The organism is Haloferula luteola (genome assembly GCF_014201715.1).
GTDB lineage: Bacteria > Verrucomicrobiota > Verrucomicrobiia > Verrucomicrobiales > Akkermansiaceae > Haloferula > Haloferula luteola.
This window is the reverse complement of the sequence record NZ_JACHFD010000029.1, coordinates 13470-31981: the sequence shown is the minus strand read 5'-3', so window position 1 is coordinate 31981 and position 18512 is coordinate 13470. Positions and strand designations below refer to the sequence as shown.

General features: G+C 60.0%; 12 protein-coding genes. 7 read left to right on the top strand and 5 right to left on the bottom strand.

The window, feature by feature from the left end:
* Positions 1-24 precede the first annotated feature (24 nt).
* Both HNR46_RS18485 and HNR46_RS18480 read right to left on the bottom strand, forming a co-directional pair.
* On the bottom strand, positions 25-813 hold the full coding sequence (locus HNR46_RS18485) for a 3-keto-disaccharide hydrolase (protein WP_221285279.1): 789 nt from the start codon (positions 811-813) through the stop codon (positions 25-27).
* Between the two features lie 45 nt (positions 814-858).
* Positions 859-1197: a DMT family protein gene (locus HNR46_RS18480; protein ID WP_184021661.1), complete on the bottom strand. Its 339-nt coding sequence runs from the start codon at positions 1195-1197 to the stop codon at positions 859-861.
* A gap of 93 nt (positions 1198-1290) precedes the next feature.
* Between HNR46_RS18480 and HNR46_RS18475 the strand changes: the two genes are divergently transcribed.
* The 4 genes from HNR46_RS18475 (at position 1291) to HNR46_RS18460 (ending at position 5931) form a co-directional block, all read left to right on the top strand.
* Positions 1291-3750 carry a ligase-associated DNA damage response DEXH box helicase gene (locus tag HNR46_RS18475; RefSeq protein WP_184021658.1) on the top strand — a complete coding sequence of 820 codons (2460 nt, stop codon included), beginning with the start codon at positions 1291-1293 and terminating at the stop codon, positions 3748-3750.
* Between the two features lie 8 nt (positions 3751-3758).
* Positions 3759-4412: a ligase-associated DNA damage response endonuclease PdeM gene (gene pdeM, locus HNR46_RS18470; RefSeq protein WP_184021655.1), complete on the top strand. Its 654-nt coding sequence runs from the start codon at positions 3759-3761 to the stop codon at positions 4410-4412.
* 199 nt (positions 4413-4611) lie between these two features.
* Positions 4612-5241 carry a nitroreductase family protein gene (locus HNR46_RS18465; protein WP_184021653.1) on the top strand — a complete coding sequence of 210 codons (630 nt, stop codon included), beginning with the start codon at positions 4612-4614 and terminating at the stop codon, positions 5239-5241.
* 69 nt (positions 5242-5310) lie between these two features.
* Positions 5311-5931 carry a helix-turn-helix domain-containing protein gene (locus HNR46_RS18460; RefSeq protein WP_184021650.1) on the top strand — a complete coding sequence of 207 codons (621 nt, stop codon included), beginning with the start codon at positions 5311-5313 and terminating at the stop codon, positions 5929-5931.
* Between the two features lie 212 nt (positions 5932-6143).
* On the opposite strand, the gene HNR46_RS18455 is transcribed toward HNR46_RS18460, so the two are convergent.
* Positions 6144-6719, bottom strand: coding sequence for a biliverdin-producing heme oxygenase (locus HNR46_RS18455; protein WP_281375614.1), 576 nt, complete (start codon positions 6717-6719; stop codon positions 6144-6146).
* A 62-nt stretch (positions 6720-6781) separates the two neighbouring features.
* Here HNR46_RS18455 and HNR46_RS18450 point away from each other — a divergent pair, with 62 nt between their 5' ends.
* Positions 6782-8596, top strand: a complete 1815-nt coding sequence (locus HNR46_RS18450) for a GAF domain-containing protein (RefSeq protein WP_184021646.1) — start codon at positions 6782-6784, stop codon at positions 8594-8596.
* A 6-nt stretch (positions 8597-8602) separates the two neighbouring features.
* Here the strand turns inward: HNR46_RS18450 and HNR46_RS18445 are convergent, their stop codons facing one another.
* Both HNR46_RS18445 and HNR46_RS18440 read right to left on the bottom strand, forming a co-directional pair.
* A complete protein-coding gene (locus HNR46_RS18445) occupies positions 8603-9445 on the bottom strand; it encodes a glycoside hydrolase family 16 protein (protein ID WP_184021643.1) in 843 nt (280 codons plus the stop codon).
* 129 nt (positions 9446-9574) lie between these two features.
* Positions 9575-14320, bottom strand: a complete 4746-nt coding sequence (locus tag HNR46_RS18440) for a hypothetical protein (protein ID WP_184021640.1) — start codon at positions 14318-14320, stop codon at positions 9575-9577.
* 208 nt (positions 14321-14528) lie between these two features.
* Here HNR46_RS18440 and HNR46_RS18435 point away from each other — a divergent pair, with 208 nt between their 5' ends.
* Both HNR46_RS18435 and HNR46_RS18430 read left to right on the top strand, forming a co-directional pair.
* The gene (locus HNR46_RS18435; protein ID WP_184021637.1) at positions 14529-17555 is read left to right on the top strand and encodes a sensor histidine kinase; all 3027 of its coding nucleotides are present in this window, start codon (positions 14529-14531) and stop codon (positions 17553-17555) included.
* Complete coding sequence (locus tag HNR46_RS18430; protein WP_184021634.1) at positions 17552-18187, top strand: response regulator; 636 nt, start codon at positions 17552-17554, stop codon at positions 18185-18187. Before HNR46_RS18435 ends, HNR46_RS18430 begins: the two co-directional genes overlap by 4 nt.
* Positions 18188-18512 lie beyond the last annotated feature (325 nt).

Sequence of the window (18512 nt, the reverse complement as noted above, 5' to 3'; positions counted from 1 at the left end):
CACCCGGTTAGGAACCTGCGAGGTTCACCGATCCTCGGAGGGTTCGATCGGCTTGATTTCGATATTCCGGAACCACACCTCGTGGCCTTCGGCTTGGAGAGCGATGTGCCCGTAGGCCAATTCCTTGGTCGCGCCAAGGCGGAACAAGGGAGCCGTCGCTCCCACTTGGCCCTGCGGATCGAGCTCCAGAGTTTGGTAGCGGAGCACCTCCTTACCATTGACGCGGTGGATCGCCTCCTTGGATCCGTGGACCTCCAGCTCCACCTTCACCCATTCTTCCGCCGGAAAGGTCGGGGCCGAGGAGCCCAGGATGTGATCGGTGAACAACTTCCCGTCTTTCCAAACATTGGTGCCTGGCGTGCACAAGTTGGCGGTCGCTCGCGGACCCTTTCCTTCATCAGCCAGAAACTGGAATTCCAGACTGATGGGGAAAGGTTGATCGAGCCCCAGACTGGAAGGCGGTTGGGTATGGAACATCACCCCGCTGTTCAGCACCGCGTAGCCCGGCGTGTCCGGCAGCGGATCGCCATGGAATCGATATTCCAGTCGCAACACGTAGTGCGAGTAGGACAGCTCGGAGTAGAGGTGGCCGAACTGACCGTCGAATTTCCCGTCATATTGGTCGTAGCTGACCTTGAGGATGCCATCCTCGACACGGAAGGTATCGAGGGCGTTTTCCCCAAGCGGGTGTTTGGTGATTTTCGGGATCCAGCCGCTGAGATCCTTGCCATTGAATAGCGAGATCCAGGTATCGCCCGCGTGGACGATCGACGACAGGGCGAGAAGTGAGAGTGTCAGGCGCGTGAAGCTCATGTCAGAGAAGATACGATTCCTTGGGGATGAAGTTTCAGTGCCAACTCACTTCCGGAACATGAAAAAAACCGCTCCCGCCAAACAACAGCAGGCACCGAGGTAGTTCCAAGTCAGCTTTTCCTTCATAAAGATCACCGCAAAGGGGATGAAAACCGACAGGGTAATGACCTCTTGGAGGATTTTCAATTGTCCCAGAGAGAACACCTGATGACCCAATCGATTGGCCGGGACCTGCACCAGATACTCAAAAAACGCGATTCCCCAGGATGCCAGCACCGCCACCATCAAGGGTTTGTCCTTCAGGTCCTTCAAGTGGCCGTACCAAGCGAAGGTCATGAAAATATTGGAGACCGCCAACATCGCCACCGTTTTCCATCCGATCATGCCGCTCCTATCCGCGCGCGGGAGCCCCGCTGCAAGCCCGCGGAGAGATTCCCGCTGGAAATCCTCCCCATTCACCGCGATGGCTAAGGACCGGTGCCTGCCTGCCATTCGCATTCCCTCACCCCGCCACTCGCCGCCTGGTTCGCCGATCAGCGGGGACAGCCTCAGGGTTTCCAACGCGCCGCCTGGAAGGCCCATGCCGAGGGTCGAAGCGGGCTCATTCATGCACCCACCGGCTTTGGTAAAACCCTCGCCGCCTGGCTGGGTCCGCTCGACGAGGCCATGCGCGATCTGCCCCACGATCGCCCTGCTCCTTGCAGGCTGCTGTGGATCACCCCCCTGAGGGCACTCGCGGCCGACACTCTGCAAGCGCTCGCCGAACCCATCCAGCATCTAGGCTTGCCTTGGGAAATTGCCGCCCGAACGGGCGACACCTCCGCCTACCGCCGCGCCAAGCTCCGGGAGCGACTCCCTTTTGCCCTGATCACCACGCCAGAAAGCCTGTCGTTGATGATCAGTCAGCCCGACTTCCGCCGTCGTCTGGCCGGACTCACCACCGTCGTTCTCGATGAATGGCACGAGCTGTTGGGGTCGAAACGCGGTGTCCAAACCGAGCTCGCCCTGGCACGACTCCGCCGGTGGTTTCCTGAGCTTCGGACTTGGGGCCTATCCGCCACCCTCGGCAACCTCGACCAGGCTCGCGAGGCCCTGCTCGGAAACCGCCATCCTGAGGGGGTCACGCTGACTGCCCCGGTCATCAAGCCCCTCGAAATCGAGACCTTGATTCCTCAGGACATCGAGCGATTTCCCTGGGCCGGCCACCTCGGCACGCGCATGGCAGGACCGGTTGCCCGCCGGATCCTCCAAGCCCGCACCACCCTGCTTTTCACCAACACCCGCTCGCAGACCGAGCTGTGGTTTCAGGAAATCCTGGCTGCCCTGCCCGATCTCCATGGGCAGATCGCCATGCACCATGGCTCACTGGATCGCGAAGAACGTCAACGCGTCGAAGCCGGTCTCAAGGACGGCAGCCTGCGCTGCGTCGTCTGCACTTCTTCCCTCGATCTTGGCGTCGACTTTGCGCCCGTCGATCAGGTCATTCAGGTTGGCAGTCCCAAAGGGATTGCCCGATTGGCGCAACGTGCCGGGCGCTCCGGCCACCAACCGGGTGCCAAAAGCCGCATTCTCGGAGTTCCCACCCATGCCCTCGAACTCATCGAATTTGCCGCTGCGCGCGATGGCTGGGAGGCTCGCGAAATCGAAGCACGCATCCCCCTGCACCAACCGCTCGATGTTCTCGTCCAGCACACCTTGACCTGCCTCCTTGGCCAACCCGATGACCCCGCCGAGCTCCTTCAGGAATTCCGCACCACTCGGGCCTTCCGCGATCTCGACTCCACCAGCTGGCAGTGGTTGGTGGGCTTCATCACCTCCGGCGGTCATGCGCTCCAAGCCTATCCCCAATACCGCAAAGCCCACCAGGGCAACGACGGCCTCCTCCACTTCGACGATGCCGCAGCCGCCCGACTCCACCGGATGAACATCGGCACGATCACCAGCGATCCCGCCATCACCCTGCGCTTCGCCTCCGGCAAATCCCTTGGCACCGTCGAAGAAAGCTTTATTAGCCGCATCCGGCCCGGACAGGTCTTCGTCTTCGCCGGGCGACAACTTGAGCTCGTCCGTTTCCATCAGCTCCAAGCCACCGTCCGCGCCTCCACCAAAAAACATCGTGGACAGGTCGCCACCTGGAACGGAGGCAAATCGCCCCTTTCCAATGAACTCGCCAGCGCCATCGCCCGGCGGCTTCATCATCCGCCATCGCCCGCCCCCGAACACCGTGCCGTTCAGCCCATCCTCGATGTGCAGCGCCGCTGGTCCGTTCTTCCCGGCCGAGACCAACTGGTCGTCGAGTTCACTCGCACTCGCGAGGGAGAGCACCTCTTTATCTACCCCTTCGCCGGGCGCCTCGTTCACGAAGGCCTCGCCACCCTCGCCGCCGCCCGCCTCAGCCGCGACATCGGTGAATCGGTCGACCTGACTCAAAATGACTACGGCTTTTCTCTCATGGCCGTGCGTGGCCTCTCCTTGTCGGAGGCCCTCATCCGATCCCTCCTCAGCCCGCAGGATCTCCTCGACGACCTCCTCTCCGCCATGAACTCAGCAGAAATGGCGCGGCGCCAATTTCGAGAAATCGCCCGCGTCGCCGGGCTCCTCGCTCCTGACCTCCCCGGAAAACGACGCAGCCATCGCGACCTTCAAGTCTCCTCTTCCCTCCTCTTCGAGGTCTTCACCCGCTACGATCCCGACAACCTCCTCCTCGACCAAGCGCGTCGCGAAATCTTGGAACGACAGCTCGAATGGACTCGCCTCAAGGCCACCCTCGATCACCTCGCCCAGCGCCCCCTCCACCTCATCGAAACCGAACGCCTCACCCCCATGGCATTTCCCCTCTGGGCCGATCAACTTTCCGCCCACCTTCCGGCAGGAGATGCCCACACCCGCCTCGAAGCCATGCTGGCTCGCCTCGAGCAAGAAGCCTCCCAGTCGTGAACACCCCCATGCACCTTCACCTCGCCGGTATCGACCTCGAACTTCTCCCCGATCTCGCCGTATTCGTCCCTGAAACTCGCGACCTCCTCGTCGCCGACCTCCACCTTGGCAAATCCGCCACCTTCCGCGCCCGGGGCATTCCCATCCCCGAGGGGGAAACGGCCGCGGACCTCCAACGCCTCACCCTCCTTGCCGAGCGTACCCACGCCTCACGCATCATCGTCGCTGGTGATCTCGTCCATGCCCCCGAAGCTCTCCGCCACGACCTCCCAGACACCCTCGCTCAGTGGATGGAAGACTGCCCCGCCACGGTCTTACTCGTAGCCGGAAATCACGACCAACGCGCTGGGCTCCACCGCATCCCCTGCCCGAGTGTTCCCGAACTCACCCTCGGCCCCCTGCTTATCCGTCATCATCCCGAATCCATCCGCCCCGATCAGCCCGCCATCGCCGGTCATTGGCACCCCTCCATCCGCCTGCCCGATTCTCCCCGTCGGTCCTCCCGCCTCGCTTGCTTCTTCCTTCATCATCAGTGCCTGATCCTGCCCGGATTCGGCTCCTTCACCGGCACCCATCCAATCACACCGACTCCCGGTGACCGGGTTTTCGTTCCTCTGGGCACGAAGGTGCGGGAAATCCCCGCCGCGCTTCTCCCTTCCTAACGCAATTCGTGCAGAACGGCACGAACGCCGCGCCATTTCGGTAGGCTGGATGCAATTTGCACCCATTGTCCGCGGAAAGATGCGAAGCGCAACCTGCTTCCCCCGCGCTCCTGACCGCGAAATTGTGCGTAAACCCATGATTTTAAGTGTTCGGGAATCCGTTGGAGCTTCTGGAACGTTGCTTGCGAATGAAGCAGTTATGAATCCCGTCCAGCCGGAAGCCACGACCCCTCATGCCGATCCCGAAGCGGAAATCCTTCCGCTCCTTCGTGAGCGGTGGAGTCCGTCGACCTTTTCCGACCGGCCGATTAGCCCCGAAATCCTGCGGTCGGTCTTCGAAGCGGCTCGGTGGGCCCCCTCTTCCTACAATGAGCAACCGTGGGCCTACATCGTTGCCCGCAAAGAAGACGAAGAAACCTATCGCCGAGCCCTGAGCTGCCTCGTCGAGGCCAACCAAGCTTGGGCCCAACACTGCCCCGTCCTGCTTCTGGCCTGCTATCGCACTCACTTCGCTCGCAATGGCAAACCCAACCGCCATGCCGCCCACGATCTCGGTGCTGCCGCCGCGCACTTGACCTTCCAGGCCACCGCGCACGGATTCTTCGTCCACCAGATGGCTGGCATCGACCCCGAGAAAATTCGGCAAAGCTTCGAAATCCCAGACGATTACGAACCGTTGACAGCTCTCGCACTCGGTTACCTCGAAACCGCCCCCGGACCCGATCGGGCCGATACCGTCGAACGCGATCAGCAGCCCGATCAACGTCGCCGCCTCGCCGACACCTTTTTCACCGGCACCTGGGGAACCCCCCATCCCGTCGCCCAGTAAATTCTCTTTTGCTCTTTCCTCACCTACCTACCCCACCTCACCGTGATCCAACCCAAGCACCCTGAGTCCATGATCCACCAACCCTCGGCAAGATTGGCCCAGGTGGACCTGATGTCCCATCCTGCCTGGCCTGACTACCAGTCGGCCCTTGAACATTTGTCCCGTCGCCCCATTGCCACTCACGAAGCCGCGGGCCTCGCGCTCGAAAACGCCGACGGACCGCCTGTGGTCGTTCGCACCTCTGCCGGCGATCGCCCCGTCCTCTGGATTGCCACTCCTCAAGCACCTCTCGATTGGCGACGCAATTCGCTCATGCAGCTCGTCCAAGCGATGATCCGCTGGGTGAATATGGGCCGCGGACCTTGGCCGAAGCCCACCCGCGTCGTCTGGCGGTTGATCCAAAATCACTCCGATCAATCCCTCGACCTCGGCTCCATTGCCAAGCACCTCGACATGGCTCCCGCCCGACTGGGAGAACAGTTCACTTTGGTCACCGGTCTAAGTTTCCGTCGTCTCCTCGGCGAGGAACGCTGCGCATGCGCCGCGAAAATGCTCCTCGAACACCCCGAGCAACCGATCGCCGAGATCGCCATTTCGTGCTCCGGTCAATCGGTATCCCAATTCAATCGGAACTTCCTCTCCGCGACCGGATCCACCCCTCGGCAGTTCCGCCGCACGGGTCACACCTGACCCCCGAATCCCCCCGGTTTCTTCCCCCCATTGCCCCGTGAGAATTTCGCCCAAAGGTAGAGATTCCCATCGTCCCCCCGCTGGCTAGGATCGAGCGCGGTTCCAGCAGAGCGCCTCCCACAAGAGGCTCGCCTGCCGGACTGATTTCTCTCCGTCGCCTGTCCATGTTTTCAACTCCGCCGCTCCCATACCCCCCAGCCCGATCTCATCGATCAGGCCCCGGCGGCGCGGTCGAGAAACCCTCGGAATACAGCGAAAGTTTCCACTGCGGCAGCGCAAGCTCGGTCGACTTCTGCGCCCCCCGAGACGTGGCCATCAAGCCACGCCACCATCGCCATCCAGGCTTCGCCCGTTCGCGCGCCATATCCTTCGTAAAAGCGATTCGCTCCACTAGGGAATCCTTTACCCGATCGCATCATCGCGGCTCCGCCCAGCGTCGAACCTTCGATCACGTAAAGCTCTCCCGCCAAGCGCGCGCCATCTTCTGCCGCTCGGATCTCCTGTGCCGCCGCAGGCACATCGACTCCCAGCCGCTCCAAATCCTCGGCCAGCCACAGGGATTTCTCGAAACGAAATTCCCCCAATTCAGCGACCACCTCTGGATGGAGCGTTGCCACCGATGGCTCCCAAGCGGAGAACCATCCAGCATACTCCTTCAAAAGGATCTCAAACTGGCTTCGCGTCACGTTTCCATTGACCATCGCCTGAACCACCGGATGCTCATCAAGCTCACGGTGAGCGGCCATGGTCGCTTGTCTCAAGGCGTTCCTGATGTCCGATCCTGGCATTTGCAGGCGCAATCTAACACCTTTCCCGGATTCGGCAAACCTCTCGACTCTCGCGTTTTTTCATGACCACTGAACCCCTTCCCTGCCACCCATCTCATCAGCCCTGCGATGAAATCCAGATCCATCTGATCGGCCAGATTCAGAGTGGCAAGGCCCTCGTGGCCGTCGATCTCGCGGCCGGGACATTCACACACGGCAGCAAAGGCACCGAGGCCATTACCGGCTCCCAAATGGAGCATCATCCAGCAAGCTGGGTCCCCCTCTCCCATCTCTCCGCTCTCCAGCGGCGCTGCGGCACTTGGCGCGGGAGAGGTCCGATGCCCGCCGTCATTGAACCCCTCTCAGGCCCCCCCATTCAGGCATGGGTCTACCTCTCCGGCAGCAGCCTCGTCTTCGAATGGGATTGCCAAGATCCCCTCCCCACCGTCGCCGAAGACTGGGACCTCGAAGTCAAAGAATGCCTCGAGGAAATTGAGACCCTGCCCACCCTCGACGAAAAACTCGAACGCGTCGTCACTCGGATCCGCGACCTGACCGGCTTCGACCGCGTCATGATCTACCGCTTCCACGAAGACGAATCGGGAGAAGTGGTTTCCGAAGCTCGACGCGGCGATTGGGAACCCTTCGTCGGGCTGCGCTACCCGGCCACCGATATCCCTCGCCCCGCACGCGAGCTCTTCCTTCGCAATGACCTCCGCCTGATCGGCGATATTGCCGCCAAACCGGTTCCCGTGCACGGCGCCGAACCCCTCGACCTCTCACTCTCCCGCTTCCGCCAACCCGCCGAAGTTCACATCGAATACCTCGGCAACATGGAGGTTGCCGCCAGCCTGGTCACCGCCATCCGCGTCGATCACAAACTCTGGGGCCTCATCTCCTGCCACCACGGCACGGCACGCCCCCTGACCTCGCGCGATCAATCCCGCGTCTCCGCCCTCACCGGCCACCTCGCCGTCGACCTCGCCGGCGCTGCTCGCGAGCAACGGCTTAAAGACGAACTCGCCTGCGCACGACTTGCCAACAAGCTCGTCCAGTGCGTCACCCTCACCACCGACTGGGCTCCCGTGATGATGTCGATCTCCTCCGACATCCTTCGCACGATGCGCTCCGACGCCTTGGTCCTCCACCTGGATGGTACCACCTACATCTCCCATGGCGACATTCCGCCTGCGGAAGTCGAATCCTTTATCCAGGCCAACGGGCCCCAGCTTCGTAACCGTATCCACGCCACCCACCATCTCACCGGAAGCTTGAAGGACGCCGCGGGCCTCGCTCCCTACGCCGGTGGCCTTTGGATTTCCCTCTCCGCTTTTCGCGACGATTGCCTCCTCCTCCTGCGCAAGGAACAACGCAAGAATGTCCGTTGGGCCGGCAACCCTACGGAAACCACCGTACTGAAGAGCGATGGCCGCATCGGCCCTCGCAACTCCTTTGCGGAATGGGCCGAGGAAGTCACCCAGAAGAGCACTCCCTGGACCCCTTGCGAAACCGAAATGGCGGAAGTCGTCCGCTCCACCCTAATCGACATCGTCATCACCTCTCAGGGATTTCGTGAACTCGTCGAAACTCCTGCTGCACGACGCTTCCGAATTGCCCACGAGGAAACCGTCCAGCCTCTCGTCTTTGCCGATCCCGATGGCAGGATCGTCTACCGCAATCGCTCCGCTCTCGACGACGGCCTGTCGCACCTCACCACCCTGGATGAACTATCCGTCTGGAAAACCGACATGGAGCGGTTCCCTGAACGCTTGGCCGAAATCCAGCACAGCTCCACCCCCCTGCGCTTCACCACTGAAGGCCGCCACTTTGAACTCGCACGCCTCGTCGAAGACGAAGAACTGCACGGATACAGCCTGCGCGTCATCGCCGATTCCTGATTTCTCCTATTCCTCCGAGGTCGGTGCCTTCTGGTAAACCCGGACGTAGTCGACCTCGTACACCTGCGGAAAACTCGTCTCCGCAGGATCCCCCCCCTGGCCTCCGATGGCGAGGTTCAGTCGTAGTCTTTGGGGCGCGGCGAAGGGCTTCAATGTCGGATCCGTCCCCGGATAAGGACGCGTCAAGTCGTGCCGATTGAGCAATTTTCCATCCAGCGAAATCTCGATCGATTCCTCGGTCCATTCCATCACCCAAAGATGGAATCTCTCATCCCAGCTCTCCGGATCGAAATCCGCCAACGGATGTCGGGAGTCGTTCCACACATCCCGACCCTCACGACTCGCTTCCACGAAATTCGCAAGGATCGTGTCCTGATAGAACTCCATGATATCAATCTCCCCGGCATGGGGCCAACGTCCGTGACCCGTCATCCAGATGGCAGGCCAAAGCCCGGGGCGGGCCGCGAATCGAGCCCGGATTTCAAACCGTCCATAGGTCCAAGAGTGTTCGGGACGGGTGATCAAGGATGACGAGGTGTACTGCGCTTCCTTGCGTTGCCTCTTCCAGTCCCGCGAGCCCTCTACCCAATGGGGATTCACCACCTTTTCGCGGCGACCTTCAATCCTCAGCATTCCATCCCTCACTTCCGCATTCTGCGGCTGATACCATTGAAGTTCCCGGTTGCGTTCGAATCCTTGCTCAAATTCCCAGAACTCCGGATTCGGCCGTCCTTCCCCGTCAAACTCATCCGACCACACCAATTTCCATCCAGGCAACTCGGGTATCTCGCCAGCAAAGGCGAAACCCAACGAACAACCCAGGAAAAGCACGGCTGTGAAAGCATTCATAGAGATGACAAGAGGGAAAGGGACAGAGCTCGGAGCCTGTGTCGAAAGAAAAGGCGGCCCGGATCTTGCGTTCCGGACCGCCACGAAGGAAGCATCAGCGTAGGGTGTCTCGATTCCAGACACCTGATTTCATTCCAGCACCACTCGATAGAATGACTTTCCTGTCGGGGCGCCAGCATCGGTATAGCTGGTGACCGTCCCTCCGGTCGCTGCTGGTACTCCAGACGCCACCGTCACCCAGCTCCCCAGTTGAGTGGAACGTTCGATGCGGAAGGTGACCCCTTCACGGCTCGGCCAACTCAGAGTGAAGCCTCCCGTGGATCCGTTGGCATCTGAGGTCCATGCCGCAAAGCGAGAACTGCTGTCATTCGGAATCAATCCCAACAAATACTCCGTTAGGTTGTCAGTTCCGTCGCCATCATAGTCCTCTGTCGGACCACCACCCGTCGCGCTGGTGCCGCCGAAATAGGTCGTCTCCCAGGAGTCGTCCATTCCGTCGCCATCTCCATCAGCGGAGCTCCCCACACTGAGCACCCCGGTGCTTTCATCATAGGAGTAGCCCCCTTGGGTCCAGACACGACTTCCTACGGCTGCAGAATCAGCTGCGAATCCACTCACCGAGAAGCTCGCATTCACTGTCAGCGTTCCCGTCGAGGTGATCAGGTCCCAACTGGAACCTTCCGCCGTCGCTGCGCCACTTAGATCGAGCACGAAGCTGCCGTCCAAGGTCACGTTACCCGTCCCGGTAATGGCGTTGGACACTCCACTCGCTCCCGGTGCGAAGCGAATGCTGCCTGTCGACGCCAATGCCAGCGTGGGGGTTTGTCCCGTGGTACCGGTGTGGCTGCCCAACACATAGTTTCCGCTGAGCGTATTCACGCCGCCCAGTGTCACGGTGTTGACTCCGGTGATGTTCACCGGGCCCACTCCACTCAATGGAGCGTTGACCGTCATCCCCAGATTGTTCGCCCAAAGTTCGGAGCTACGGGTCACTTCCCAAGTAGTGCCCGTCAAAGTGCAAACCGCCGCAGCCGCCTGATTGAGCAAGGCTCCATCCAGAATGAGATGCGGGATGGTCGTCACCCCACTCGACTTGATCACCAAGGTCGCATCGACGTCTCCATTTCTCGACAAGGCCAACAGATCCCCTGCAAAGGTGCTATCGCCATCGGCGACCGTTCTCAGGCCATTGCCATAGGTCGAACCTGGAGCTCCATAAACCATGTAGTTCGAGCCCGCCACGGGTGCTAGGGAGTCGTCCCAATGCAAACCGGTGTTGAACGAGGTCGTACCGAGCACGTCGATTCCCACCAACAGGTGGCCGTCGGGTTCCCCATCCCCATTCAGATCCGGAACATCGTTCCCATCTGTTGGGTCCGTACCCGCCGTGTACTCTGCGGCATTGACCGAATCGTCGCCATCGGGATCCCCCGCGGCCAGCTCGTCCAAGTCGCCAAAGTAAAACCGCTCCCAGCCATCCGGAAGACCATCACCGTCCGAATCACTCGAGGAGAATGGATCCGTCGGATCAGAGCCATTTTGATACTCCGTCAGGTTGCTGTCACCATCGTTGTCGAAGTCTCCGGTGCCCGACTGTGCGAGCGAACCGAAGTTCAACATCTCCCAACCATCGGGCAATCCGTCGTCATCACTGTCCGGCGACGAATTGGCGTCCGTCGGGTCCGTGAAATACTCCGCTTCCGTGGCATTGTCGATCAAGTCTCCGTCCGGATCATCATCACCATTTTGCAGAAGGTTATTGAAGTAAGCCAATTCGAAGAGCTCATCCTCAAGTCCATCAGCATCGCGATCAAGAGGAGTCGAATTCACGTCCATCGGATCACTTCCGTCCACCAACTCTTCCAGGTTGGTGTAGCTGTCGTGATCCGGATCCCCAGCGGCGCTCGTCGCCGTGGTGGTGTTGCCGAAATAAGCCATTTCCCACGCATCGGGCAGGCCATCGCCATCCGCGTCGCTGCGATCTGTGCTATCCGCTCCCACCAAATGCAGGGTTTCCCGCTCATCGTCGGCCAGAACGCCATTCCAGATCCGCACTTCATCGTAAGTCGCATTCGCCGTGGCATCCGGCCACATCGACCGACCCAGCAGATTGACACTATCGACCAAGTCGGCGAGATGGAGCGTGGTGATGAAGGAGCCCTTCGCCCCCATCAGCGGATGACCATTCGGTTGGCTGCCGATCAAGGGAGCACTCCACCACGTGACTTCTGAACCACTCAGCAAACCCGCATTGTAGGCAGGATTGATCGTCAAGACGATGTGATACGGCACATCCAGGAGATACGGTGCATTGGTGCCGCTGATCGCGCTCTCGTTTCCGTTTTCAGGATCCCACGCCACCTTGTCGCTGTTAAGATCGGTCGCGACGGTCCAACTCATGAACAAGTAGTTGTTCGCCGCTCCGGTGGTTCCCACATCCGTTCCAAAATCAAAGATCCGACCCCAGTTCTGGACACTGTGCTGAGTGGCAAAGATCTCAATCGTCACCGGAATCTCTGAGCCGCCAATAAGGTGACTGCCCAGCTGCACGTAGTCGCTCTCACCCTTCGCCCCACCGGTCAAAGTCACCCCGGTCGCCGTCAGCGTCGCATCATTGGCGCCGACTTCGATGATCTGGGCATCCGAGCCGCCCACTGAGTCTTCGAGGGAGCCGTTGAAACTCCACCGATGCTTCAGTTGGGCCCGCGTTGCAGTCCAACCTGCATCCTGAGGATCGGAGCCTGCATCGTGTTCCGCAAGGTTGCTGCTCCCATCCATGTCCGCATCGAGAGCCGCGTCATTGACGCCGACATTGAGTCCGTGGAGCAACTCCCAGGCATCGCCCATGCCGTCGCCATCGGAATCCGGCCAATCCCCCGCATCGCTGCCAAGTGTTCCCGCCGCTTCCTCTTGCGCATTGGTGGCAAAGTCATGATCGGGATCATCCTCTGCGCCATATTCAAGGCTGCCGAAGCTGTCGATTTCCCAGGCATCATCCAAGCCATCGGCGTCACTATCCGCTGGTACCGAGGATCCATCCGCGGGATCAGAACCTCCAAGATACTCCTGTTGATTCGTGTAGCCATCTGAGTCGGCATCACCGCTTCCGGTTTGGAGGGCAAGTTCGATCGACGTTGGGTTGTCGTCCGCATTGCCGAAGTACTGGTCTTCCCAGAAATCCCCTAAACCATCACCGTCGGAATCCCGTTCTTGGACGGAAAGCACCACACTGTCCCAACCCGGCCAGCTCGCCGCTGCCGCGTTATTGCGAATGCCCACGCCGACCGGTAGGCCGATCGCCACACTGCCCTCCGGAATTCGATACGTCAGCGTATAACTTCCATTGGAGGTGTCCTCCTGAGCCGGAGCACCTGGCAGGGCAATGTAGCCCAACGACAAGCTCGTCCCGTCCACCACCAAGAAGGTATCTCCCGTGGTGTATCCGTTGACCCGATCGTAAGCCAGACGCAGCACATCACCAGCCCGTGCCAAATAGGGCGTCAGGTTCTTTGCTCCGTTGCCAATTTGACAAAATCCTTTGAGGCTGCCGTGGGTCACGTTCCCGGTTTCCACACCACTATCTGTCGAGGTGGTGGTCTGCTCCGTCCAGGTCGTCCAGTTGTCGATATTGTCCGGAGCTGCCCCGTCCCAGCCGAGCTTGTAGTTGGTGGCATTGGCCACGCCACTACGAGTTTCAAAGCTGCCGTTGCGTTTGCTCAGGCCCACCAACTCATGAAGTTCAGGAACTGCCAGGCCATCATTGGGATCGGTCCCAAAGGTCAACTCGTCGGCATCCAGATAACCGTCGTAATCCGTGTCTTCCGAATTGGGGTCCGTCGGTTCATTCGAAAAGGCAGTGTTCAGGGTTCCCAGCACCTCCTGACCATCCGTCAGGCCATCGTCATCACTATCGGCATCAAGAGGATCCGTCTCTGGCGGGAAGAAATCATTGAGAGAGCCCGAGACTTCCTCTGCGTCGCTCAGCCCATCGCCATCGGTGTCCGTCAATGTCGGATCCGTGCTTGCTTGGTATTCCTCAAGGTCGGTCAGCCCGTCGCTATCGGAATCGCTGATCGCTGTAGGGCTCAAGTCACCAAAATAGTGCATTTCCCACGCATCGGCCATCCCGTCCCCATCCGAATCCACGAGAGTCGGGCTGGGGTTCGCAAGGTTGGAACCGGTCACGTCGACATAGAAATCGTCGATGTAAACCGAGGTACTTCCCGAGTTCGAAGTGAGCTGAGTCGCCAAAATGGCCGTCGTCGAAGCCGTTCGGAAATTCCAAGTCCCATCCGGCGGAAAATACTCCGTTTGGGTAGCATAGGCCGGGTCGTCATCGCTTTGGAGAAACATCCGGTAGCTGTCGGTCGTGTTATCAATCACCGTCCAAACGTCATACCAAGCTCCGACGACCATGTTCGGCACCACCACCGAAAGCGTCGCTGCATCGCGCCCACGAAAAGCGGATCCTACCGCATTCGGTTGCACCTGAAAGTTCGCAAAGTTGGTGATCGTCGTCGTCGTCGGGGCGACATTGGTAGCGCCAATCGAAATATCATTGTTCAAGGCCACTGCCCGGACCCGGAAGAAATAGGTTCCGCTGCCGGTATCGGGAATGGTAACGGGCCAAGGAACGCCGGCATCTCCCGCACCGGTATGGTGAAGGACCTGATTATAAGCGCGTCCGGGTTCTGCGACGACATTCGCCGTCGTCGTGGCAGCTACCCAGCTGCCTTGGCCGTTGATGTCTCCGAGTGTGCGTGACTCAAAGCTGTCGATTTCTGTAAAGGCCGCCCTCGCTCCACCCGTAAGGGCACACGCAACGAGGGGCGCAGGCATCAGCCAGCGCAATCGACCATGGGGTCGGTTTTTCATGGGGTTCTGGGTCTGGATCTTTCGGGGAGATGGTTGATGCCTCCCCGGGTTCGTCGAAACTCCGGAAACATAGATCCGGTTCGACTCATGCCATGATATCCCAAGGTGATGTTTCGCATACCCCCACATGAGGAGGGTTTTGTGACACCCATCTCGAGATCGATTCCCGTTTTCCATCCCCACTCCACCGTCTATGCTCGCGCCCGACATGAACCGAAGTGGCCCACCATTTTGCCCATGGCTCCGTCGGGCCCTCCTCCATCTCTCGCAGCGCACTACCCTGCTCTGCGCACTCGCCCTTTTCCTTCCCGCCAAGGCTGCCGACTACCTCAACGATTTTTGGCAGACCAACGACGGACTGCCCAGCAACGTCGTCAGTGATGTCATCCGGGATGCCGAGGGTTTCCTGTGGGTTGCCACGGGCAACGGACTGGCTCGCTTCGATGGACTTCACTTCGAGATCCACTCCCTCGCTCAAGGCGTCCCCGGCACCCAAGTTCATGCGGTCGAACTCGATTCCCAGGGGCGCGTGTGGGCAGGCACCAACAACGGTGCTGCCTACCTGGAGGGGGATCGTTGGCATCCCGTCCCGGGCACGACGGGTCAGATCGTCTATTCGCTCGGCACCACCCATGATGGGGCCGTTTGGATCGGCGCCTATCGCGCCTGCTGGAGATGGCAGAACGGGCAGCTCGACGAAGTTTCTCTTCCGGTCCATCTCCCCGATGTACGAGCTTTCAGTGAACTCCCTGACGGGCACCTCTGGGTTCTCTCCTCGGAAAGCCTCTGCCGCATCGATCCCGCCTCCCTGACCTCGGTGGAAACCGTCCCGGGTCCATGGATTGGCAAGGACCTCCGTGACCTCTGCATCACCTCTGACGGGCATCTCTGGGTCGCGGGAAATGGAGTGCTCTACCGCAAAGAAGCCAACGGCTGGGAGAACGTCATTTCCGAACTCCCCACCGGCCCCGACACCTTTGTTTTCAGCTGCCGGCCCGATGACAACGGCCAACTTTGGCTGGCCACTCGCGACTCCGGAATCCTCCTCTACCGGGACCAGCAATGGTCGGTCCTCGACGCCCGCATGGGCATGGTTTCGCTCAACGACGTGCGCTGCCTCACCCTCGATCAGGAGGGACTCATTTGGGCGGGAACCAACGGTGGAGGTCTCAATCTCCTCCGCCGCCAGTGGTTTGAAACATTCACGGCTCCCGAGGGATTGGGGCGCACAGTCACCACCTCCGTCGCCGTGGGACCAGACGGGAGCGTGTGGGCGGGAACCGATGGCGGGCGCCTCTTCCAGCTCCAAGGGAACAACTTTGTGCAATCGATCCCCGATGTCTCGGGGAGCCCATTTGGAGCAGTTCGCGCTCTCCTCCCCCGAGGCGATGATTCCGTCTGGGTGGCCACTTACGATCGAGGCATCTACCGATTCGATCGATCCTCTGGGCAACTCGACCAGCTTCCCAGTTCCGACCCCTCCGAACCGTATTCCAGCCTGCTCGAATTTCACGACGGTACCGTACTGAGCGGCAGCTCAGAAAGAGACCGCCCGCACGCCTTTATCGAGCGCTGGACCGCTGAGGGCAATCAAGGACCTGCCACTCCTGAGATGCCCTCGTTTCGGCGCATTCTCGACGTCCTCGAAGACACTCAACAACGCATCTGGGTCGCCACCGCAGGGGACGGTCTCTGGCGTTTTCAGAAATCCAGCTGGGATCGCATCGACGACCCCAACCAAGGAAACCTCATCCTTGCCTCCTGCTTGTTGGAGACCCGGGATGGGGCCATTTGGGTGGGCACCCTGGGCCAAGGGCTCTACCGCTTCAATCACCCGGAACCTCGGCACTGGACCACTGCCGAGGGGTTGGTCAGTCAGACCGTCTCTCAAATCCTTGAGGACCAAAATGGCAGTCTCTGGCTAGGCACCGATACGGGGTTGCAACGGATGGACCCCACTCGTCCCAACACACCGGCCGGAGGATTGCTCGTGCTCGGCCGCGGCGATGGTCTGCCTTCTCCTCAATTTACCGGTGAATATGGCAACCTCTGCGATTCCGATCCGGAAGGACGCCTTTGGTTTGCGCTCCCTTCAGGCGCCATTCGCTTGGATCCCGCCGAAATCGAGAAATCCCAAACCACGGTCCCTCTCTATATCGAATCTGCCGCCAACGACTCCGGAGTGTTTTGGAAACGCTCCCGACTCTCTCCCTCTGAGCCCCTCCGCCTCGAACCCGGGTCCGGCACCTTGCGCATCGAACTCGCCGCGCCTGAGTTCACCCATCCACAGAACCGGGTCATTCGATACCGCATGTCCGGCCTGGAAAACGAATGGCAGGAACTACGAGGTTCCCGCTCGATCGCTTACGCATCCCTGCCGCCCGGCAAATTTCGCTTCGAAGCTCGCGTGGTCGAAACCGAAGAGGGCTCCGGCTCCACCGCCAGCATCGACCTCGTCGTCATCCCGCACTTTTGGGAAACCGCCCCCTTTCAGATGCTGGTTCTCTTGCTCCTTATGACGGCTACAGGCATCGGAATCCGAGCTTGGTCCCTTCGCAAAGTTCGCCATAAAGTTCTCGCCCTTCGTCAGGCAAGACGCGTCGAAGCCGAGCGTTCGCGGATTGCTCGTGACCTCCACGATGATCTAGGTGCCAGCCTCACTGAGGTCAACCTCATCGGCACCCTCCTCTCCAACTCCCTTGCCGCAGGCGACCAGAAAAACAAGGTCGACTCAATCGTCAGTCGCGCCCGACACATGGCCAAGTCGCTCGACGAAATCGTCTGGACCGTCAATCCCGCCAACGACCTTCTCTCCTCCACACTCTACTACCTTTGCTCAAGAGTTCGAGAAAGCGCCGATGCCGCAGGGCTGCGCGGGCGCTTCGAAATCGACGGCGACATCCCGGAGCGCAGCTTGGACTCCCGGCAACGTCACCACCTCCTGATGGCCGTCAATGAGGCCGTCAACAATGCCCTCAAACACGCCCACGCTACCGAAATCAAGCTCCAGCTCTCCGTTTCTCCCACTCACATCATCGCCCGAGTCATCGACAACGGGCTGGGATTTGATCCCAACACCGCAACCCACTTGCGCAATGGCCTCGGCAACATGAGGAGTCGCATGGAAAGTGTTGGTGGAACCATGGAGCTTGAAAGCGGCTCCACAGGCACCACCATTCAGCTCACCCTGCCCCTCGAAGCACCCCAGTCCCAACGTCACCCCGCCACCCCATGACCCGCATCGCCATCGTCGAAGACAATCCCACCATTCGTGAGAGCCTCGCCGAATTGGTCAATTCCATCTCTGGATGCCAGTGCATCGCCTCGTTCGAAACCGGAGAGGATGCCGAAGCCAAGATCCCCGAACTGAGTCCTGACCTCGTGATGATGGACATCAACCTCCCGGGCATGGACGGCATCGAGTGCACCGCTCGGATTAAGAACCTCCAGCCTGAGGCCCGCGTCCTCATCCTCACCATCTACGAAGATGGTGAGAAAATCTTCGATGCCCTCAAAGCCGGTGCCAGTGGCTACATCCTGAAACGCAGCAGTCCCTCCGACATCGTTCGCGCCATCGAAGAAATGCTCGATGGCGGTGCCCCCATGACTCCTGTCATCGCCCTTAAGGTCGTCGAATCGTTCCGAGAGGTCCCCACCCGTGCCCACCAGATCGATCACCTTTCCAACCGCGAAAACGAAGTGCTCCAGCTTCTCTCCAAAGGGCTCTTTAACAAAGAGATCGCCCAGGAGCTTCAAATCAGCATCGAGACCGTGCGCTGGCATCTCCGCCAGATCTACGAGAAGCTCCACGTCAACTGCCGCACCGAAGCGGCCCTCAAATTCCTTCACGCAAAGCAACGGCCCTGAACCCGGATCCTCTCCGGCCCTTCGGGCTCATGCGACTCCAGAAACGTGCCTCCCCTGCCGTTTCCCCAGCACTTCCTGCCTAAACGGCATCACGACAGAGTCGATCATCCCCCCTTAAAAAACAGAGGCGGTTCGGACGTGCACATCCGAACCGCCAAGTATCCCTTGTATCAACCCAAGATGCAGGGAAATCTGTGTGTTTCAGTCGCTTAGCCTGCAAACCCTTGAAGGGTAGCGGTTCTTATCGGCTGACGAGAAAACCATTACTCGCTTTTCATACGTATTATCAACTGAGAAATTTCAGCGAGCGGAAAACAAATGGGGT